The organism is Paenibacillus sp. A3M_27_13, assembly GCF_024213315.1.
Lineage (GTDB): Bacteria > Bacillota > Bacilli > Paenibacillales > Paenibacillaceae > Paenibacillus > Paenibacillus polymyxa_B.
Window position 1 is genome coordinate 1 of sequence record NZ_JANAVE010000002.1, and the last position, 21,765, is coordinate 21,765.

The 21,765-nt window shown below is 47.1% G+C and carries 14 protein-coding genes, 5 tRNA genes and 1 pseudogene; 17 read left to right on the plus strand and 3 right to left on the minus strand.

The window, feature by feature from the left end; genetic code table 11:
- Nucleotides 1-2 precede the first annotated feature (2 nt).
- The 6 genes and pseudogenes from NLX82_RS06685 to NLX82_RS06710 all read left to right on the plus strand — a co-directional run bounded on the left by NLX82_RS06685 (nucleotide 3) and on the right by NLX82_RS06710 (nucleotide 1,774).
- Nucleotides 3-77, plus strand: a tRNA-Gly gene (locus NLX82_RS06685).
- A 7-nt stretch (nucleotides 78-84) separates the two neighbouring features.
- A tRNA-Arg gene (locus NLX82_RS06690) sits at nucleotides 85-161 on the plus strand.
- Nucleotides 162-173: 12 nt separating this feature from the next.
- A tRNA-Leu gene (locus NLX82_RS06695) sits at nucleotides 174-253 on the plus strand.
- 7 nt (nucleotides 254-260) lie between these two features.
- Nucleotides 261-334 (plus strand) — tRNA-Pro (locus tag NLX82_RS06700).
- Nucleotides 335-344: 10 nt separating this feature from the next.
- Nucleotides 345-414 (plus strand) — tRNA-Gly (locus tag NLX82_RS06705).
- A gap of 897 nt (nucleotides 415-1,311) precedes the next feature.
- A pseudogene (locus NLX82_RS06710) lies at nucleotides 1,312-1,774 on the plus strand (phage tail protein).
- 497 nt (nucleotides 1,775-2,271) lie between these two features.
- Here the strand turns inward: NLX82_RS06710 and NLX82_RS06715 are convergent.
- Entirely contained in the window at nucleotides 2,272-2,661 is a 390-nt protein-coding gene (locus tag NLX82_RS06715) for a Rossmann-fold NAD(P)-binding domain-containing protein (RefSeq protein WP_023987236.1), read from the minus strand.
- On the opposite strand from NLX82_RS06715, the gene NLX82_RS06720 reads away from it, so the two are divergent.
- Together NLX82_RS06720 and NLX82_RS06725 are read left to right on the plus strand one after the other, a co-directional pair.
- The gene (locus tag NLX82_RS06720; RefSeq protein ID WP_226887793.1) at nucleotides 2,642-3,028 is read left to right on the plus strand and encodes a TetR-like C-terminal domain-containing protein; all 387 of its coding nucleotides are present in this window, start codon (nucleotides 2,642-2,644) and stop codon (nucleotides 3,026-3,028) included. The two genes, NLX82_RS06715 and NLX82_RS06720, sit on opposite strands and share 20 nt — an antisense overlap.
- Nucleotides 3,029-3,360: 332 nt before the next feature.
- On the plus strand, nucleotides 3,361-4,659 hold the full coding sequence (locus NLX82_RS06725) for a collagen-like domain-containing protein (protein ID WP_302055775.1): 1,299 nt from the start codon (nucleotides 3,361-3,363) through the stop codon (nucleotides 4,657-4,659).
- A gap of 362 nt (nucleotides 4,660-5,021) precedes the next feature.
- Here the strand turns inward: NLX82_RS06725 and NLX82_RS06730 are convergent, their stop codons facing one another.
- Together NLX82_RS06730 and NLX82_RS06735 are read right to left on the minus strand one after the other, a co-directional pair.
- Nucleotides 5,022-5,873 (minus strand): aldo/keto reductase, encoded by an 852-nt coding sequence (locus tag NLX82_RS06730; RefSeq protein WP_023987239.1) that lies wholly within the window; start codon nucleotides 5,871-5,873, stop codon nucleotides 5,022-5,024.
- Nucleotides 5,874-6,219: 346 nt separating this feature from the next.
- Complete coding sequence (locus NLX82_RS06735; RefSeq protein WP_023987240.1) at nucleotides 6,220-6,702, minus strand: MerR family transcriptional regulator; 483 nt, start codon at nucleotides 6,700-6,702, stop codon at nucleotides 6,220-6,222.
- Between the two features lie 176 nt (nucleotides 6,703-6,878).
- On the opposite strand from NLX82_RS06735, the gene NLX82_RS06740 reads away from it, so the two are divergent.
- The 9 genes from NLX82_RS06740 (at nucleotide 6,879) to NLX82_RS06780 (ending at nucleotide 21,720) form a co-directional block, all read left to right on the plus strand.
- Entirely contained in the window at nucleotides 6,879-8,012 is a 1,134-nt protein-coding gene (locus NLX82_RS06740; protein WP_254347649.1) for an NADH-dependent flavin oxidoreductase, read from the plus strand.
- 46 nt (nucleotides 8,013-8,058) lie between these two features.
- On the plus strand, nucleotides 8,059-8,799 hold the full coding sequence (locus tag NLX82_RS06745) for an SDR family oxidoreductase (protein ID WP_023987242.1): 741 nt from the start codon (nucleotides 8,059-8,061) through the stop codon (nucleotides 8,797-8,799).
- A 670-nt stretch (nucleotides 8,800-9,469) separates the two neighbouring features.
- Nucleotides 9,470-13,495, plus strand: a complete 4,026-nt coding sequence (locus NLX82_RS06750; protein ID WP_254347650.1) for a DUF5695 domain-containing protein — start codon at nucleotides 9,470-9,472, stop codon at nucleotides 13,493-13,495.
- Between the two features lie 136 nt (nucleotides 13,496-13,631).
- Entirely contained in the window at nucleotides 13,632-14,930 is a 1,299-nt protein-coding gene (gene melA / locus NLX82_RS06755) for an alpha-glucosidase/alpha-galactosidase (protein WP_069079686.1), read from the plus strand.
- 13 nt (nucleotides 14,931-14,943) lie between these two features.
- Complete coding sequence (locus tag NLX82_RS06760) at nucleotides 14,944-16,770, plus strand: cache domain-containing sensor histidine kinase (RefSeq protein ID WP_254347651.1); 1,827 nt, start codon at nucleotides 14,944-14,946, stop codon at nucleotides 16,768-16,770.
- Nucleotides 16,771-16,786: 16 nt separating this feature from the next.
- A complete protein-coding gene (locus NLX82_RS06765) occupies nucleotides 16,787-18,379 on the plus strand; it encodes a response regulator (RefSeq protein ID WP_254347652.1) in 1,593 nt (530 codons plus the stop codon).
- Between the two features lie 123 nt (nucleotides 18,380-18,502).
- Nucleotides 18,503-19,858, plus strand: a complete 1,356-nt coding sequence (locus NLX82_RS06770) for an ABC transporter substrate-binding protein (protein ID WP_254347653.1) — start codon at nucleotides 18,503-18,505, stop codon at nucleotides 19,856-19,858.
- Nucleotides 19,859-19,891: 33 nt separating this feature from the next.
- Entirely contained in the window at nucleotides 19,892-20,797 is a 906-nt protein-coding gene (locus NLX82_RS06775; protein WP_053324749.1) for a carbohydrate ABC transporter permease, read from the plus strand.
- Nucleotides 20,794-21,720, plus strand: coding sequence for a carbohydrate ABC transporter permease (locus tag NLX82_RS06780; RefSeq protein WP_254347654.1), 927 nt, complete (start codon nucleotides 20,794-20,796; stop codon nucleotides 21,718-21,720). The genes NLX82_RS06775 and NLX82_RS06780 overlap by 4 nt, the downstream gene beginning before the upstream one ends.
- Nucleotides 21,721-21,765 lie beyond the last annotated feature (45 nt).

The following is a 21,765-nucleotide window of genomic DNA, read 5'->3' on the forward strand; positions in this document are numbered from 1 at the left end:
TTGCGGACGTGGCTCAGCGGTAGAGCATCGCCTTGCCAAGGCGAGGGTCGCGGGTTCGATTCCCGTCGTCCGCTCCACTTATTAGTCCCCTTAGCTCAGCTGGATAGAGCGTTTGACTACGAATCAAAAGGTCGGGAGTTCGAATCTCTCAGGGGACGCCATTAACTTCATAAGCCGGTGTGGCGGAATTGGCAGACGCGCGCGACTCAAAATCGTGAGGGAAACCGTGGAGGTTCGAGTCCTCTCACCGGCATCTATTTCGGGATGTAGCTCAGCTTGGTAGAGCACCTGGTTTGGGACCAGGGGGTCGTGTATTCAAATCGTGTCGTCCCGATAAATTAATGGCGGGTGTAGTTCAATTTAGAACTCCAGCCTTCCAAGCTGGTAGCGTGGGTTCGATTCCCATAACCCGCTTTATATAGATGAAAAAGAAGAGATGGCTTATTTTTATGCCATCTCTTCTTTTTACTTTTAAACTATTCCTATCCACATGACAACCAGTAGAAACTCCAAGGCAATCTCCTCCGTTCCTTTGCGTTATTAACATACATAGGCAACTTCCAGAATTCTTATTTTCTGATCTCCTCCATATACTTAAGTTTCAGTTCGCAGTTCAGTTCTTGAAGGAAATATTCGCATGCAGACAGAAAATCTCATCAGAAATTGCCCCACCTCCTGCACCCCGCAACCTAACTTTGTTATCGGCGAGAGAAGCAACCGCTCCAGATCCAGACCTTCAATCTGCTTAACTATCGGTCAATGGGCTTTGAGCGAAGCGCTGACCGAGTCATCTTCGTCTGAGAAGCAGCCAGTACACCCCGCTCTGATCCCGGACCTCGAACAGGGTCACTACTTCAACAGTTGAAGATATCCGATCCGGGTAACGAAGAAGTCGCTCGGGTGGTGCCGAGCACATAGGCTTCGTACTCATTTGGTTTACGTATGCGGGTATTCCCCTTCCATGCAGAGGGGTTTTCCAAAACAAACATGGCCTAACGGCCACCATCATGAATGAAAATGTCTTGGCTTGTGAATCTGAACCTCCTTAATGGAAGTACAGGGCACAGGCCGAGATTTTTTTGGTAGGACATACTCTGAGTCCTTAATTTCCCGACCTCAAGGAACTATAGGCAGCATCGTATTGTCTCGCTGGTCGAATATTTAAAGCGGTGTTGGTGAATACCAGTCTATGTGAACACTATTTAACAAACTAACTAACAAATTCGCCATTCAAATCTTCTCTTGAATCGATTTTGGTGAAATGTGGACTCCTGCTGTTAGGGCGTAAAGAGAGAAGAGGAGGAATAGAAATTGTCGTATCTGGTTGATTTTAAAGATGTGTCTACGGTTGGTTTAGAGTCTTCACCTGTAGCAGAAGCGCTTGCGGGTTTACGTGCTAATGAAGCCCGTTATTTTATGAATAAATACAAGTATGAATTTACGGTTGTACCCGCTAGCGAAAGCCAGGAGAGCCTTGATTATGTGAACCGAATTTTGATAGAAGAACGTGATAATGCGTTTGCGGCTAAACCTTTAGAAACGTCGCGTTTTCAAGTGGAAAATATCCAATTCACCTACGTTTTTTATGAGGATGGTCTTGCAATCAATGTCATGTATTCGGTGGATGACTCTAAAAAGCGGGCCGTTGGTTTTAAGCTTTCTGAGGGGATGGAGGTACCAAAAGAGTTAGAAGAGAAGTTTAAGTTTGCTAGGCAGGAGTCTAAACTAGCTGGAACAATCCGGGGCTTCTTTTGTAATTAAAGGACAATATTAAAGTAAGCAAAAGCGCAAACGGAGGAATCCATCCCCTTATTCTCTTTGCAAAAAAATGTGAAATCAAAGAAAGGGCTATCCCGCAAAAGGATGGCCCTTTCTTTGAAGGAATGATGAAAAGCAATTTTGATTGAGAGAATGCTAGAAATAATAGGGAAAGATACCGCTTATCATATGATTATCATACAGGAAGATCGCGGGTAGTCTCTGATAAGGAGGCTATTTTTCGAGAACTTGCCCTTCAGCCAACGTGGTGAACCATACCATAAGTAAAGACGAAAAATTTTCTTGGGGGAAGTGACCTAACAATACGATTAGCCAGAATAGTTCGATGCGAATGAAGATAACAACACTCAGTGTGGTATACATTCGTGTTGATCTCGTGTTTTAATATCCAAACTTCTATTTCATACATGTTGTTGCTAGTCTATGTCTTGCTTCGCTTTTCTCAAGTGCTTTATTAAGCGGCCCATGATCGATTCTCGGTCTCGCCTCCAATCAGTTGTTGAAGTAGTGAGACTGTTCGAGGTCGTGGATTAGTGCAGGCTGCACAGGCCGCCATCCCAGAAGTTCCTGAGTTGCAACGCTTGATCTTGGGATATCGAGCGCTGCAAGTGTACTGAGGAAGCCGAAGTGGGTGTCTGCTTCTTCACGGGAAATGCTGACTACAGGCACGTTCAGGTGTTTACCGATAACACTTGCGATGTCGCGAAATGGCACTCCTTCATCTGCGACCCCATTTAGTCGTGAACCTGCGGGCGCCTTTTTTAACGCAAGGCGGTATAGATGTGCGGCGTCAAGGCGGTGCACAGCCGGCCAGCGGTTGGTCCCCTCTTCCACATAGGCTGAGAAGCCCTTCGTTTTGGCAATGTTGATCAGTCTCGGCACAAATCCTGTGTCACCCTCACCGTGTACCGAAGGACAAAGCTCTACGATTGAACGAAAATTTCGTGTCCTAGCGGGCCTAGGCTCCTTTTTGCAGCATCCGGAATTTGCCGAAGCAGGAACAGCCGGGATTTTCGAGCCATGGGTTGTTGTGAACCGCGAGCTTATGAACCGAGCCGTCGTCCGCGGTGAAATTCCCGCTCACGCGGACATTGAGATGGCTTGTCAGGTCATTACTTCAGTGGCTTCTTTTCGCGGACTCATCCAGCGCAAACCGTTCGACAAGCCTTTCTTCACAGCGCTAATCGATGGCATTCTACTGCCTGCACTCAAAAACCCGCAAACAGCTCCAAATATTATGGACAGATGATGACCAGGCGCTTACCAGAAGAATCTACAAGGTGGATCAATCACAGAAATGATTCAACTAACGGGAAACGATATTTGAATTTAAAACAGGGAGCACACTGCCACTGTGAGGTACAAAAAGAGACCCAAATGTGATTTTGGTTGACGCAGTGAAGGATGATTAAATTTTGTAATCATACTGAAAGAGTGTTGTGGTTTGTGAAATAACAGCACCCTACTAAACACCCAATATTCTAAAAATGGTTTTTAGTCTAGCGAATAACCGGCTATTCGTCCATGCCTAAAATAAACAACTCACGTACACTAAACTATCTTTATAGGGAGGTGTCGTTGTTGAGTTGTCCGGATAAAAAAAATCGTGCAAAAAGAAAACCACAATTGTTTGCCATCCAAAAGAAAAGAAAAAAGAAACTGTTGAGTTTTCTGTATAAAAAAAAATCGTGCAAAAAGAAAACCGCAATTGTTTGCCATCCAAAAGGGAAAAAAAAGAAACGACGTCTTCTAGTTATTAAAAAAATAGTGCGGGTACCGTGTCCCCCACCTAAAGGTCAGCAATTACTTCAAGGACTTGCGGGAGCAATTGCAGAAGCAGGACCTCAAGGACTTGCAGGAGCACTTGGCCCCCAAGGATTGGCAGGACTTGCAGGAGCGATAGGAGCACTTGGTCCCGAAGGACTTGCAGGAGCACTTGGCCCCCAAGGATTGGCAGGGATTGCAGGAGCGATAGGCGCACTTGGCCCCGAAGGACTTGCAGGAGCACTTGGCCCCCAAGGATTGGCAGGGATTGCAGGAACGATAGGCGCACTTGGCCCCGAAGGACTTGCAGGAGCACTTGGTCCCCAAGGACTTGCAGGGATTGCAGGAGCACTTGGGGCGCTTGGCCCTCAAGGACTTGCAGGAGCACTTGGTCCCCAAGGACTTGCAGGGATTGCAGGAGCGATAGGTGCACTTGGCCCCGAAGGACTTGCAGGAGCACTTGGCCCACAGGGACTTGCAGGGATTGCAGGAGCAATTGGCGCAGCTGGATTGGCAGGACCAGCAGGACCAGCAGGACCAGCAGGGCCAGCGGGACCAGCAGGAGCAGCAGGACCAGCAGGACCAGCAGGGCCAGCGGGACCAGCAGGAGCAGCAGGGCTAACAGGTCCAGCAGGAGCAACAGGAGCAACAGGAGCAGCAGGAGCAACAGGAGCAGCAGGACCAGCAGGTGGAGTATTAGGCTTTGCAGATTTCTTTGCCTTGATGCCTCCTGATAATGCAGCAACTGTTGCTCCCGACACGGACGTGAGTTTTCCGCAAGATGGTCCAATCAGTGGGACTGCAATTACCCGTATAAATGCGAGTTCTTTTAACTTGGCTACAATTGGCACTTATCAGGTTTTGTTTCAGGTAGGTGTAAACGAACCGGGTCAACTCATTTTAACACTCAACGGCGCTGACCTGGCTTATACGGTGGTCGGGCGTGCAACAGGTACTTCTCAAATAGTAGGAATGGCTCTTGTACAAACAACGGTCATTAATTCAGTACTCACAGTGCGAAATCCTGCTGGCAATGCCGCGGCACTCACGATCACTCCATTAGCTGGAGGAACAAGACCAGTTTCCGCGCACCTTGTTATTACGCAGGTTGCATAGAGGGAAAGAAATGCAGTATTTTTCGATAATAATGCCAATATCAAATAGAGGCCGCCCTCAATATTTCTGCGGTGCAATAATTTGGTACGGTGACATTGTGCTCCTACGACATAAATGTATTGCTTTGTAGCGATCACCGCCGACAGGGGCGTTTCTCCAGACATCTGTGATGGGGGACGTCCCTTCTTTGATAAATGTATTAAACTAACGGGGAACGATAGTTCAATAAATACATTGATACCGCAAACGAAAAAGAGGAGTAGATTTCCTTAGGGCATCTACTCCATACTTCTAACGGTTATTGTTAAATTGTTGGTTCTTTTGGCGTAATCAAAACCTACGGGTGATCTTTTGAAAGAGGGTTAGATATCGAGTTTACGGCTACCGATCCATTTCACCATGTCAGGATCGCGATGTGAAAAGAACAGGCTCTGTTTCGTATCTAACGTAGTAATCGACTCCATATCCTCTTGGCTTAACTCAAAGTCAAAGATATCGAAGTTTTCGATAATTCTTTCTTTACGAACGGACTTTGGAATCACAACAACTTCTCTTTGTGTCAACCAGCGTAAAACCACCTGAGCAACGGATTTATTATACTTTTCAGCTATGGCTGCCAATATCTCATGCTGGAACAAGTTATTTTTCCCTTCAGCAAAAGGCGCCCAGGATTCGATCTGAACGTTATTCTCTTTCATGAATTTTGCATTTTCAATTTGCTGATTGAATGGGTGCGTTTCAACCTGGTTTACGGCAGGAACTACTTCATTATGAATAATCAAATCGATCAGGCGATCCTCATGGAAGTTACTAACGCCGATTGCACGGACCTTTCCTTCACGATACAATTCCTCCATAGCGCGCCAAGAACCAAACACATCTCCATATGGCTGGTGAATTAAATACAAATCCAAATAATCCAACTGCAATCTTTCCAGTGATTTTTCAAATGCCTTTTTTGTACGCTCATAACCAGTATCCTGAACCCAAAGTTTCGTAGTGATAAATAACTCCTCTCTTGTCACGCCACTTCGATTAATCGCTCTGCCAACTGCTTCTTCATTTAAATAAGAGGCAGCGGTATCTATCAACCGATAGCCTGCCATAATAGCGTCATAAACGCTTTGTTCACATTCATTTGCATCTTGGATCTGATAAACACCAAAACCGAGTATGGGCATCTCAACCCCATTGTTCAAAGTTACTTTTTGCATATAAAATCCTCCAGTATTTTTAATTATTATGTGTAAATCAACTACAATCCATATTCATAACAGACACCCACTTCACATCCTTATTATGCACCAGATGACAAAGCGATCGTTATCCCGTTCGTGCCAAATGTTTGCCTAATCCTCTCACTACCACCTACAACTTAATTTAATTCGGGGTTCAACTAACGGAAAACGATAGTTGAATTTAGAACAGGGAGCACACTGCCGCGGCAAATGCTCCCTCTTTCATTGAAGTAACAGGCAGATTGGTGCAATATCCGTCAAAATTAAATACACAAAAAAATTGACTTCGAGTGTACTCGAAGCCGTAGACTATCTTCTAAGATCAAGCATGAACTTTTGACGCTGATTTGATATGTTCCGGTATATCGTACTTTTCTCCACATTCTGGGTTATTGTTAACTGGATTCCAGGTATCGTCTAATTGACCAGCCAAAACACTTTCGTAGTAAGCCTTCTTCTCTTTTATGTGCATTAATTGAAGGTTGTACTCATGGATCTTCGCTTCTAGTTCTTTTTCTTGTTTTACAACAAGCTCAGCCCTTTCAGGAATCGTCTCATCACCTTGCAAACACATAGCAATGTAATGTTTGACTTCTGAAATCGGCAATCCTGAAATACGAAAGCAATGCACCATTCGCAACCAATCCAGATCATGTTCAGAGAATAAGCGATTGTTTCTGCCGTCTCTCGAAACGAAAGGTATTAATTGTTGGTCATCATAGTAACGGATCGTATGTTTTGTAAGGCCAGTTATTTCAGATACATCTTTTACCGTATATTTTGGTTCATGTAATGTCTGATTCAAAATTTCGAACCTCCTTGCTATTGACTTCGAGTTACTCGAATACTTTATGATGTTATTGTACCAATGTTGTGAGCGCTCATCAACTGGTAATCTCCTCTGGGAATGCGAATAAATGCTTTAACTTAAGACAACAATTACTACAGTTTATAAATGAATAACTAGAAAGAGGTTAGAAAATGAACGCAAAATATAACAAACTATTTGAATCCTTTACACTCAAAAATGGAATCGACCTTAGAAATCGAGTCATTATGGCTCCTATGACAACTTGGGCCAGTAATGAAGATTACACGATTTCAGATGAAGAAGTAAATTATTATAAAAAAAGAGTGAACGGTGTAGGTTTGGTTATAACAGGCTGTACGCATGTCCAACCAAACGGTATAGGTTTTACGCATGAATTTGCAGGCTATGACGATACCTTTATTCCAAGTTTACGAAAATTAGCCGATGCGGCGAAAAGTGGAGGAGCTCCTGCGGTACTTCAAGTTTTCCACGCAGGCAACAAAGCACTTCCGACCTTAACTCCAAATGGAGATGTGGTAAGTTCCAGTGCTGTACAGACTGAAGCTACGGCATTTGCTCCTTCCGTTTTACCGAGAGCACTTTCACATGATGAGATCATGGAAGTAATTCGTGCATTTGGAGAAACAACAAGACGAGCCATTGAAGCAGGATTTGATGGTGTTGAAATTCATGGTGCACATGGATTTTTGCTGCAAAACTTCTTTTCTCCATTCTTCAACAGACGTGAGGATCAATGGGGAGGTTCTTTAGAAAATCGCTTGCGTTTTCCGTTGGCGGTTGTTCAAGAAATGAAAAATGTGATTCGAAAATTTGCAACAAAACCGTTTATATTGGGTTACAGGCTTTCTCCTGATGAACCAATTGAAGGTGGTCTGCGAATGAAAGATACCTATACATTAATTGATCACCTGATTGAAGAAGGTGTTGATTATGTGCATGCTTCACTCGTAAATGCGCTCTCGTTAAAGCCGTTCGATAGTCAGGATGAAAAAACATATCTTGAATTAATTGTAGAGCATGTAAATGGCAGATTGCCTGTAATGGCAGCTGGTGCTATGGACACTCCGGATGACGTTGTAACGGCTTTAGATAAGGGGCTGTCCTTAGCGGCTATTGGTCATACGTTAATCATGAATCCAGACTGGGTAGAAAAGGTTCAAAGTGGACAAGAGTCTGAAATCCAAACAGCGATAAAGGCTTCAAAAGTTAGTGAGCTTGAACTTCCGGAAAAACTTTGGGGTGTCATCCAAGCTTCAGGTCCATGGTTTCATATCGAAGAATAACATTTTTATTGTTATCACGTTTTCATCAAGAAAGGATGTGAATTATATGTCAAATATTCAAGATAAGGTTGTCATTATTACAGGTGCCTCAAGTGGAATTGGAGAAGCGACTGCAAAAGAACTTGCCTCTAAAGGTGCGAAGCTGGTACTGGCCGCTCGTCGTGAAGCTCGTTTGCAAAAGCTGCAAGAAGCAATTCAAAATAATGGCGGGCAAGCTGTTTATAAAGTGACGGATGTTTCCTCACATGAGCAGATGGAAGAGTTAGCGGATTATGCGCTTAAAGAGTTTGGAAAAATAGACGTAATGGTCAATAATGCAGGAGTCATGCCGTTATCCCCTGTTCATGAAAAGAAAATCAAAGTATGGGATTTGATGGTGGATGTTAACATAAAGGGTGTACTTTATGGTATTGCTGCCGTTCTTCCAACCATGAGAGAAAGAAGAGAAGGGCATATCATTAACGTTTCCTCTATAGCAGGGCACTTAGTATTCCCTGCTAGTTCAGTTTATAGTGGTACAAAGTTTGCTGTGCGTGCCATTACAGAAGGCCTTCGTAGAGAAGAGTGTATCAACAATATTCGAACGACTATTGTCTCGCCAGGATCGATTGATACAGAATTAACAGCAGCAATTTCAAACTCAGAGTTAAAAACAGCAATTAATGAGGATATGAGAATTGCTATCGAGCCTTCTAACATTGCTCGTGCCATAGCATTTGCAATTGAACAGCCAGCCGATGTAGCAATTAATGAGATGATTATTCGTCCAACAATTCAAGAACTATAAAAATAGAAAAATAATGAGATATGTTGATACTGCCCTAAAAATAGATTTTGGGGCAGTATTTATATTTGTACGGTTTACATGCCCCTTGCTATTGCTATGGGATAGATATGATTTGTTAGCTCTATAAAATGGGGGTTGACCAATACAAAGCATACCATTGGAATCAGCCCAGTTTATAGATGCTTTCAGCAGATTTTCCCCATACCCTATCCCCAAAATTCTTTACATACGCAGACTCCAAATTCTACTTTAGGAGCGAAACTATCTTAATAAATACCCTCGCATCTGAAAACCCAACGTATCGATTCCCCACTACAGCAGCTCAAAATAAATTCTCGATTTTATAGTGTCCGTTTGTATGATTTGTTCAAACCCCGATGTATCTAAAAATGCCTCCTTGCTCTCTATCTAAATTTCTTTCTCTCCATCATCTGTAATCTTAATTCAGATAAATCTGTCGTAGCTTGGTTGATTGCCGATCTAACAGTATCCCTCTATTAGGTTGAAATCCTATATAAATCGGTTGAAAATGTTGATTTTACCAATGGACAAGGATTTGTACAATAGAGTTGTAACGCTTACATTTCCAAGGAGGTTGCGGCGAAATGAAGAGACTTCAGGTGATTGGCAAGCAAATCAGGACCCCGAGATCCAAAAGGAGGCCGTGTTGATGAAATTTAAGGGAATATTGGCGGCATTTTTGTTTTTAACCACAGCGTCTGTGTTGTTTGGGACGCATACGGCAGAGGCCCATGAACTATCCAATGACAAGCTGACGATTCAGACAGGTGAGCACGGTGAAATTTCATCCATACGTATCAAGGGAGATGCTTTCCCGACAGAGTACGTGATGAACGCAACGGTTACACCTGAGCAGAACACCGCAGATCATCAGTGGCTAGGGGAGCTGATGTTCACGTACCGCTTGGATGGAGGCAGCTGGACGAAGGCATGGACGAACAAGTCGGCAGACGCACGTAAGATCACAACCAGTGGTAACCGTGTCACTGTCACGTACGAGAATTCTACTAACGCAGAAGGCATACGCAATTTTAAAGTCATTGAAACGTATTCGGCAGAGTCGAATGGTTCGGTGCTGTGGAATATACAGGTGCAGAATACAAGTGGAAAAAAATTGGAGATTGGTGATTTCGGTTTGCCTCTGCCTTTTAATGAGCAGTGGACCAACGGTGATGCGATCTACGAAACTAGAGTGGTGACGCATTCCTTTGTCGGCAATAACAGCTCCTATATTACAGCTGGGCGTCCCAGCGGCATTGGTTCTTCCCTGCTGCTGATTCCTGATTCCACAACAGGTGCGGGCTTTGAATATCAGGATCACTGGCGGGATGAGGAGCATCCAGGCAGCAAATGGGCCTGGAATCCAGCCAACGAAGGCAAATGGCTGGAAGGACTCAATGTATTTTATATTCATTCCAATGTCATCAAGTCCACGAATCGGGGGTATTTGCCCAATACAAGCCTGATCCTGAATCCTGGTCAAAGCAAAAACTATGGTTTCAAGTTTCTGGCGGTGAAGGACGAGCATGATGTAAAAGATACGTTGTACCAAGAAAACTTGGTGGATACAACAGTCGTACCCGGCATGATCGTGCCTACGAATCAAAAAGCGAAGGTGGACCTGCGCTCCAAGCAGGCGATCAGCAAAGTAACCTATCCAGACGGAACCGTTATTCCGCAGACAGATAGCAAGGCCGGAGGACATTACATTTATGAACTGAAATTTACTAAGCTGGGTCCGAACTTCATAACGGTAGAATACGGCAACGGCAACAAAACGGTGTTACAGTTCTATGCCATCGAGCCGATTGATCAGGCGTTGCAACGGCATGCTACATTTATGGTCGACAAAACCCAATGGAATGTACCGGGTGATCTGCGCGACAAGGTATTTGATGATTGGATGATGCATACCAAATCCAAACGCAACATTTTTAACGGCTATTGGGGTTGGGGAGACGATTGGGGTCTGACCCACGGACAGTTCCTGGCTGAGAAAAACACACTGTCTCCAGTCGCCAAAGAGGTGCGGGCAGTAGACGATTATTTGGAGACGGCGATCTGGACAAATCTGATGAACGGACATCATGAGGATTATTTAATTCATGATTTCTTGATGCCAGAGCCTAACGATACACCGACCTATCGAGGGTATGCGTATCCGCACGTATACAACACGTATTTCAGCATGTACAAGATTGCCAAGGAATACCCGGATCTTGTCACTTACAAGCATCCAAAGGAAACCTATTTGCTGCGGGCGTATAACATTTTCAAAGCATTGTATGAAGGGCCAGTCGCGTACAACTGGGAAACAGGTTTGATGGGCGAACTGACCACACCGGATATTATTCAGGCACTTCATGATGAAGGCTATGATGATGAAGCGAATGATCTCAAGGAAAAAATGGATCGTAAATATAACAATTTTAAAAATACAAAGTATCCTTACGGTTCTGAATATAGCTATGACAATACAGGGGAAGAGGCTGTATATACGTTAGCCAAGCAGAATATAGATACAGAGGGCGAGCAAAGTAAAGCCCTGGAAATGATGAGTAAAATTAATGCCAAAACCCGTGCGGCACGCGGTCATATGCCCGTATGGTACTACTACACCGATCCGGTGACGATTACCGGGGAGAACTGGTTTAACTTCCAGTACACGACTTCGCTTGCCGGATATGCGATGGATGACTGGATTCGCCATCATGAGGACAATCACCGTGAGGAACAACAGCGGTTGTCCTATGCAGCTAAAATTGCCAATGTTGGAGCGATTAACTCCGGGCAAATCAGCTCCGACCCTGAAAACATCGGGGCGGTCGCATGGACGTATCAAGCGGAAAAAGGCAATAACGGCACGAACGGCACTGGCGGCGGTAAAAATGTTCCGCTCTTTAACGGCTGGCGCGGCATGAGCGGTGAGGCTGATCTCGGATTGTTCGGTGCGCTCAAAACATTAAGTGCTGATATCGCGATTGATCCTATTTTTGGATTGACGGGCTACGGTGCAGAGGTGAGCAAAAGCGGCAACGTGTATACGATCAAGCCGCTGGACGGCCTGTTCAAGCGGGTCAATCTGATCACGGAAAAGCTGTATATCGAGCTGGAAAAGGACCAATATACAGAAGCCAAGTTGGCAACATCCAAGGATTATGTATGGTTCCAACTGAAAAATCAAACGCCGGGCCAAGCTCATTCCACGTACGTTACATTTGACGGTTTGAAGAAAGGAACGTATCTGGTTAAAGTGGGCGGTCAATCGCAAGGAAAGTTTAATGCGTATGCGACCACCAACAAACTTAAATTGGAGATTGGTACAGCATCCTCCTATACGGTAGAGTTGACACCGACCACACCTGATCCGAACAAGGCGCCTGTCGTGGATGCCGGCAAAGATTCGAAGGTAAAGCTGCCGGATCAGATCATTCTGAAAGGCACGGCTACGGATGATGGGCTTCCGCAAGGAAAGGTGACAAACGAGTGGAGTCTGATCGAAGGACCACAGGACGCGAAGGTCACATTTAGTAACAAAACATCGCTGCGCACGAAGGTGGACGTTTCCGAGCCAGGAACGTATGTGTTCAAGCTGACAGCCAGCGATTCTCAGTTGTCAGCGGAGGCTAAAGTAACGGTGGTAGCTGAACCGGCGGCTCCGTTACTTGAACAGCTTGCAGTTTACAAGTTTGATGAAACAAGCGGTTCTGTAGTTGCGGATTCATCGGACAGTGGCAATGATGCTGCCGTGAAGGGAACGGCTGCATGGGCTGCGGGTAAAACAGGCAATGCTGTCAGCCTGAACGGCAAGGACAGCTATGTGCAGCTGCCGGCGGGTATTGTCAGTCGGACACAGCAATTGACCGTATCCGGCTGGGTCAAAGCGAACAGCCTGAGCGATTATGTGCGGATTTTTGACTTCGGCTCCGGGACGAATGAATATATGTTCCTGACGCCTAAAGCAGGAAATACCATGCTGTTTGCCATTACCAACCAAGGCAACGGGCAGGGACAGGAGCAGACGATTGAAGGCCCTGTACTGCCAACAGGCGTATGGAAGCATGTTGCGGTCACGCTTTCGGGTTCCACAGGTATTTTATACGTGGATGGAAAAGAAGTGGGACGCAATACCAACCTGACCTTGAATCCTACCAGTCTGGGTCAGACCAAAAATAATTTCATCGGCAAATCTCAGTACCCTGATCCGTACTTCAATGGTCTGGTGGATGAATTCCGTATCTACAGCCGTGCTTTGAATGCAACCGAGGTGGCAGGACTGGCCTCTGGTACAGCACAAAACCTAACGGGAGCCGAGAAAATCACGGCTTTAAAAGAAGTAAACGTGACGACTCGTGCAGGTGAAAAACCCGAACTGCCAAGCGTCGTGGAAGCTACGTATGGAGAAGGCTCCACCAAATGGGTGGCTGTGGAATGGGAGGATATAGACCCTGCACAATATGCTGCTCCAGGTTCGTTTGAGTTGAAGGGTAAAGTAGAAGGGACAGAGTTAAAGGCAATTGCGAAGGTAACTGTGATTGAGGCTGGGGCTGCGGATTCATCGGTAACACCGGTTAGTCCGGAGAATTCAGTAACCTCGTCAACTACGACACCCTCGGTAACATCTGCCTTACCGCTTCGGCCTATTAGCTCCGCTAAATCAGCGGGGGTATCCTGAATGGGAGGCAACAACGCATAGTCATGACTAACCTTTCCCATCGTCACTTTCCTCCTAATAAAGGGGAGAGTGGCGGTGGGTATCCTTGCATTTGAGGTGCAAAACCGCGAACAAAAAGGTGAATGGGGGAAAAAGTATGAGCAAGATTACATTTCTGGGTGCAGGCAGTACGGTATTTGCTAAAAATGTGCTTGGCGATTGTATGTTGACGCCTGCTTTGCAGGGCTTTGAACTGGCGTTGTTCGATATTGACCCTGTAAGGCTAAAAGATTCAGAAAATATTTTATCCAATTTGAAAAAAACAACAGGGAGTACCTGTGTGATTCGCTCCTACACTGATCGCAAGGAAGCACTACGTGGGGCGACCTATGTGGTAAATGCCATCCAGGTAGGCGGCTATGATCCGTGTACAATTACGGATTTTGAAATTCCTAAAAAATACGGCCTGCGCCAAACGATTGCCGATACGGTTGGTATTGGCGGTATTTTCCGCAATTTACGTACGATTCCGGTGATGCTCGATTTTGCGGCAGATGTGCGCGAGGTGTGCCCGGATGCATGGTTTCTCAACTACACAAATCCGATGGCTGTGCTGACGAATGTGATGAACGTTTATGGCGGTGTCCGTACGGTAGGGCTGTGTCATAGCGTGCAGGCGTGTATACCGGAACTGTTTAAAAGCCTCGGGCTGGAGCAGGAAGGTGTAAAGGCAAAAATCGCAGGCATTAATCATATGGCGTGGCTGCTCGAAGTGAGCAAGGACGGTGTGGATTTGTATCCTGAGATTAAAAAACGAGCCGCCGCTAAGCAACAGGAAAAGCATCATGATATGGTGCGCTTTGAAATGATGCTAAAATTCGGCTATTACATTACGGAATCGTCCGAGCATAATGCGGAGTATCATCCGTATTTTATCAAACGGGCATACCCTGAGCTGATCGAGCGCTTCAATATTCCTTTGGATGAATACCCGCGTCGCTGTGTGAGCCAGATTGCACGATGGGAAACGATGCGTGAAGAGCTTTTGGGTAATCAGGATCTGCGTCATGAACGGTCAAACGAGTATGCCTCTTATATATTTGAGGCGATCGAAACGAATCAGCCTTTTGCCATTGGCGGCAATGTGATGAACACAGGCTTAATTACCAATCTGCCGAAGGAAGCCTGTGTGGAGGTACCTTGTCTGGTGAATCGTAACGGGGTTACGCCAACCTTTGTCGGGGATTTGCCACCCCAATGCGCTGCGCTGAACCGGACGAATATTAATACCCAGCTGTTAACGATTGAAGCTGCAATCACCGGGAAAAAGGAGCACATTTATCATGCTGCTATGTTGGACCCGCACACGTCCGCAGAGTTGTCCATGGATGATATCGTTTCTCTGTGTGATGACCTAATTGCAGCCCACGGGACATGGCTCCCAGCCTATGTGTAAGGGAGGCAGATGAATGGGAGGCCGTGGTCGTCAAAAGTTCGCCGGGATTCCTACAATCCGTGGGAAATTCATTGTACTGACGCTGGTACTCACCGTCATTCCGATGGTGGTACTGACCTTTACCTTTTACCGGATCGCGGCCCATTCCCTAGGTGAGAAATCGGAAGCGCTGGCTATGCAGTCCCGGCAAATGAGTGAAAATTACGTCAATGCGACGCTCTCCGATTTGAATGATCTAACCAATGCCATTCTCAGCAGTCCTGATGTGCAGTCCACACTGGAGACCAAGCCGGAAGATGATTATGAATATTTACGGAACGATGAAACACTCAGTATGGTTGTCCGTACGCAAACCCAGACCAAGCCGTATATCACGTCCTCTCTCATATATGCCGCCAATGGCGGGCTCAAGCATTCTCTCTATCAGGGGAATGTTTCGGTCCGTTTTGGCGGCCTTCCTACATTAGAGGAAGCACGTGTGTACTATCGCCGCCTACTCGCCGAGCGGCCCATGATGTGGATGGCTCATTCGCCGTTTGAATCAGGACGCGGAATGGCGGAGGATCGCATCTATGTGGGGAAACTGCTCCGAAAAACGACTGGAGATTATGCACCACTCGGATTTTTGCTGCTGGAAATCGACAAGGCCAGTCTGTTTCGGGGGCTTGCTTTTCATGAAACAGATGGCAATACCCAGATGTGGGTGCTGGATCAGGAGGGCGAGCTTGTATACCGATTGCCGGAGCAGGGTGTTGCGGATCAAGCGCTATTGCGGCAGATTGCCAAATCGGCTGTGGATAGGCCTGTGCTTACGAAGGACTGGAGAACATGGAACGGCCGCCAGACGATGATCTCTTACGGCCCGTTAAATGAAGGACAATGGACGCTGCTGCAAAAAGTCGATCAGTCTGTGCTGTTCGAGGATGCGCGGAAAATTGGTGCCTGGACCATCTGGACTTTTTTGATTGCACTGATGCTGGGCTGGATGCTGTCTTATCGGCTGAGTGACACGATTCGACGCCCCCTGCTTCAATTGAGCCGATTAATGGCGGTCGATGGGAGTGTGAGCGCTACAGGCTCAGCCCAAGCTTTCGAAGCTCCTACTTCCGTTGTTTTTAATCCTAAGGACGAGGTAGGGCAGATCGGGGAGCGTTTTCTTCATATGATGCAAAAAAATCATGAACTGTACGGTCAGGTCTACGAAGCGTTGCTGTCGCGTAAACAGGCTGAGTTCCGCGCGCTTCAGGCGCAGATTAATCCGCATTTTTTGTACAACACGCTAGAATCGTTGAAGGGAATGGCCTTGGCGAATGGGCAACGGGATATGGCAGAGGTAATCGGTGCCTTCGGAAAATGCTTTCGCATTTCGCTAAGTTATGGCCGAGAGCAAATCAGTTTGGGACAGGAAGTCGAGCATGTAAGCGCCTATGTGAAGGTGCAGCAGTTCAGGTTTAGGAATTCGTTCGAGTGGATTTGCGAGGTCGAGGAGGATATTTGCGGATTTTATGTACCCAAACTAATCCTCCAGCCGCTCGTCGAAAATGCTATTTATCACGGCTTAAAAGGGCGCACCGACCGTGGCTATATCATGTTATCTGGTACAAGGGAAGGAGATATGTTGCGTTTGACGGTCAGTGATGATGGGGGCGGTATTGGAGCCGAGCGTCTGAACGATATCCGGAAGTCGCTGGATGCGGAACGGGGGAGTGCTATTGGCTTTGGGCTGCGCAATGTGCATGAACGTCTTCGGCATTATGGTCCGCAATATGGACTGTCCGTGACAAGCGAGCCGGGTCAATACACCTCGGTTACCTTACTGGCACCCATTCGAACCGAATAAGAAAGGGGAGGATGGCATGTACCGGCTGCTGATTGTGGACGACGAATACCATATTCGGGAAGGACTGAAGCTGATGGTGGCGGAAAGTGGCCTGTCAGTGGAAGTCAGTGATGTGGCGGAGGACGGCGCGACGGCATTACGTTTGTATACGGAGCAGCGACCGGACATGATTTTACTGGATATTAATTTACCGGATATGAGTGGACTGGACGTAGCAAAAACCATTCGGGAAAAGGATCAGCGGACCCCGTTATTATTTCTAACAGGGTACGAATCTATGACATATATTCGTCAGGCAGTTTCGCTTCAAGCGGTCGATTATTTGCTCAAGCCGGTGACCAGCGAGGATTTCGAAGCGGCATTGAGCCGGGCAGAGGATCGCATTGCGCAATGGCGAAGAAGCGAGGAGGAAGCCATTCACCGCCATCGTTCATTGGAGCCATTGTACAGGGAGCATCTACTGCTGGATTTGCTCCAGCAGCGGCGTCCTGCAGCCGAGGTCATTCGGGACATGGACGGGCTGGGATTTTTCGGCGAGACGAATGGGCCGCCTTATACCGTGCTGTGCTGCGAGCTGGAGGAGGCGTCGCAGCAGGAGGCAACCGCCACTAGCAAGCCACACGGTTCCATGCATAAAAGCAGCCATGTATTCGCCGGACTGACGGGGGAGGCTGCGGGAGCAGCCGGGGCGAAGGCGCATGGTGCGGCGGTTTCCCGCGATCGGCATGTTGTGCTGCTGGCGACGGCATCTTGCAGGGCGGCGGAACGGACGGCACAGCAGATTCGGCAGGCCGTGCAGGAACGATTGAGCCAGGGCGTGTCCATCGGGATTAGCCGTCCCGTACAACGGATGGAGCAACTTCCCGAAGCGTATGAGGAAGCTGTGCAAGCGGCAGAGCATCGGGGGTGGGTGGGCTATAGCCAGATCATCCCCTATGAGAGTATTCAGGCGGCCGAGCCGAACAGCAGTCAATTACTGGAGAAGGAACTGCTAATGATTACGGAAATTCGAGCAGGCAATGATGCTGCCGTACATGCGATTTTACAGGAATGGTCAGGACAGTTGGCAGGGTTGCCCGTCAAGCAGGTGAAAATGATTGTCACTCAGCTCGTGCTGTTCGTCATGCGGATCGTTCAGAGTGATGCATCTGTAGGACAAACGTCCATGCAGGAGCAGGACCCGTTGTTGGAGCTGTCCCGATTACGGCATGGGCCCGAGATGATTGATTATGTATCGCGCTATTTTGTTCGGGTGGGTCGTCATGTCCGAGAATCACGTGAGAAGGGGATTCCACGCAAATTCCAACGGGCCAAGGAATGGATTCGGGAGCATCTTCAGGAGGATGGTGGGCTGAACCGTCTTGCAGAGTACATGAATATGAGCCCCAAATATTTGAGTGCCCGTTTCAAGCAAGTTACAGGTGAAAGCTTCGCAGACTACCAGACGCGTGTTCGCTTTGAGCGAGCCCGAGAACTGCTGCTGGACGCGAATCGCAAGGTGGCGGAGGTAGCGGAGGTTGTGGGATTCACAGATACCAACTATTTTAGCATTGCCTTTAAAAAGCATACCGGACTGACCCCGACGGAGTTTCGTAAAACATTTTTGTAAACGCGCTGTTAAAAAAATCATACCAAAACAAAGAGAGTCTGGAGTCGTTGGGTGGTCGGCTCTGGGCTCTCGGCGCATAATAGGCTTGTAAGGAGAAACCAGTTCAGGAAGGGGCCGGTTGATTTGCTGAAACGAAGGTTACGGACATGGATGGCTCTCGTGATGACGGCGATGTTGACAGGGCTGACGGCTTGCAGTGGTAACGCTGGCGAACCGGCTAATCCCAATGCGGTCGAACTCAAGTTCATGTACTGGGGAAGCAATGACGAGAAGCAGGCGATGGAAAAAATGATTCAAAGCTTTAATGCATCCCATCCGAACATCCGGGTGAAGGGCGAGCATGTCCCTGGTGACTACACGACGAAAATTAACACGTTAATGGCTGCCAATCAGCTTCCTGATATCGCCTACCTGGGCGATTCCCTCACGATGAAATGGGCAAGTGAAGGTAGTCTCCTGGATTTATCCTCTTATTATGACGAATATCCCGAATTAAAAAACAAGCTCAAATCCTCTTATCTCTACAGCGAACCCGGCAAGTCTATCGGCAATTACACCGCATTGGAAGTGATGCAGTTATTTTACAACAAGGAGTTGTTTACAGAAGCAGGGGTACCCGTCCCTCCGGCTGATCCTCAAAAAGCGTGGACATGGGATGAATTTCTGGAAATTGCCAAAAAGCTGACCAAGGATCAGAGCGGCAAGCATCCGGGAGACAGTGGATTTGATCCGAAAAATATTGTGCAATACGGCTTTGCCTTTGGCAATGACCGCAGCTCCTGGGGGCCGCTTTTAGCGAGCAACGGTGGAGGTTTGACTGACAAAACGGGCAAGAAGTACACCCTGAACAGTCCTGAGTCGGTGGAGGTTTTTCAGAAGTTGCAGGATCTGGTTTTCAAGGAGCATGTTTCTCCTGATTTGATCCAGCAGCAGGACATGCCGTCCAATACGATTCGGCTTCAGACAAGAAAGGTCGCAATGGTTGTGGACGGGACATGGTCCCTGCTCGATTTTTCGAACAACAAGCAGCTGCAATGGAGTATCGGCGTTCTGCCGAAGCTAAAAGAGCCCAAAACGATGATTGTTGCGGGAGCCACGGTCATTTTCCAGAGCACCAAGCACCCGAAGGAAGCGCTCGAATTTTATTTGTACCATAACAATCCCGAAAAGGTGGATCTGTTCAAGTCTGGTCTTTGGATGCCTATCGAGGAAAAATATTATACCGATGAGCAGGCCATCCAGTCATGGACAAATAATGCCGCACATCCACCGGAATTTCAAAAGGCTGGCATTGAGTATGCCAGAGATTATGCGATCAAGCCGTCAACTTCGACCCTTCGCAACTGGCCTGATATCGGTTCCAAGCTGACCCCAGGGCTGGATCTGATTTGGACGAACAAGAAGACGCCGCAGCAGGCGCTGGATGAACTGGAACCTATCATTCAGCCATTGCTTCAAGGAGTATACCCGGATGAATAATGCGGCGGGACAGCTGCGAAAGGAGAACAGCCCATGAAGCGACCAAAATCAGGAATGATGCGCATGGAGCGAAACTGGGGTCTGCTATTCGCGCTTCCTGCCATCCTCGGATTAATGATATTTACAATTGGACCGATTGCGGCCTCGTTCGTATTCAGCTTAACCGATTGGACGATTGGCGGACAGATGACCTTTATCGGATTGGACAATTACCGAACCATTTTGACCGAGGATGCTACCTTTTCCCAATCCATGTTCGTGACCACATATTATGCACTGGGTAGCGTACCTCTAGGCTTGGCGGCAGCTTTTATCATTGCGCTGTTATTAAATCAAAAGGTGAAGGGTTTGTCGGTGTTCCGTACGATTTATTATTTACCTACCATTGTACCGAGTATTGCCAACACGATGCTGTGGCTATGGATGTTCAACCCGGATTTTGGTCTGTTAAATTCGCTGCTGGAGGGTGTTGGACTGCCGGGGAGCAAATGGATTTATGACGAGAACACTGCAATACCCTCGCTAATCATGATGAGCACCTGGGGGATCGGGAACACGGTCATTATCTTTTTGGCGGGACTTCAGTCGGTTCCCACCCATCTGTATGAAGCAGCTGAGGTAGACGGCGGCAATAGGTGGCACAAATTTTTTCACATTACCATTCCTTCGATGACACCAACCATTTTCTTCAATCTGGTCATGTCTTTAATCAGCACCTTTCAGGCATTCAATCAGGCGTATGTTATGACCAACGGAGGGCCTAACAATTCAACCCTGTTCTATGTGTTCTACTTGTGGCGTACGGCCTTTACGGAGACTAAAATCGGCTACGCCTCAGCGCTGGCCTGGATCTTATTTTTCGTCATCTTGGTCCTAACGGTTCTGATTTTCTCCACATCCAAAAAGTGGGTCCACTATGAAGGAGGGGAACGTTCATGAATCAGGTCACTTCTTCTGTCAATCCTTCAGAAACACCACAACATCCGCTTCCACAGCCTGAACGCTCCCGAAGTCCTGCTACCGCCACCCGTTCCAAACCATTCCCAATCAGCCGTGTTGTACTGTATGTCGTTTTAATGATAGGTAGTGTTTTAATGCTGTTGCCATTTGCATGGCTCATTCGTAGCTCTCTGATGGGGACATCTCAAATTTTCGTGTTCCCGCCAGAGTGGATACCCACTCCTTTTGAATGGAGCAATTACCCGGAAGCGCTGACTTCAGTACCGTTCGGCAGGTATTTTATGAATACGTTCATCATTGAGGTATGTGTGCTGGCAGGAGTGATGTTGACCTCGATTGTATCGGCGTTTACTTTTGCCCGCCTACGCTGGCCTGGACGTAATCTGATCTTTTCTCTGCTGATCGGGTCGATGATGCTGCCTTACGCGGTGACGCTAATTCCCACTTTCGTGATGTGGCGTGAGCTGGGCGGTCTGAATACATTTCTGCCGCTGATTGTTCCTGCATGGTTCGGTGGAGGGGCGTTTAACATCTTTTTGATGCGACAATTCATGCTGACGATTCCACGCGATTTGGACGAAGCGGCTTATATGGACGGAGGTACGCCTCTGACTGTACTATGGCGCGTCATTATTCCTTTATCTTCGCCTGCATTGATCGTGATCGGAATATTTACATTTATTGATGTGTGGAATGATTTTTTGGGCCCGATTATTTACTTAAGTGACGAAAAGCATTTTACGCTAGCACTGGGGCTAGCGACTTTTCGGGGATTGAACAATACCAACTGGCCTTACCTGATGGCGGCTTCCAGCACAATTTTGGCTCCCATCGTCCTGATATTTTTTATCGGACAGCGCTATTTTATCGAAGGCATCACATTGACAGGGATAAAAGGCTAAAAGGAAGCTGAGACGCGCTGGTATGCTTGAAAAAGAGACGGAGAA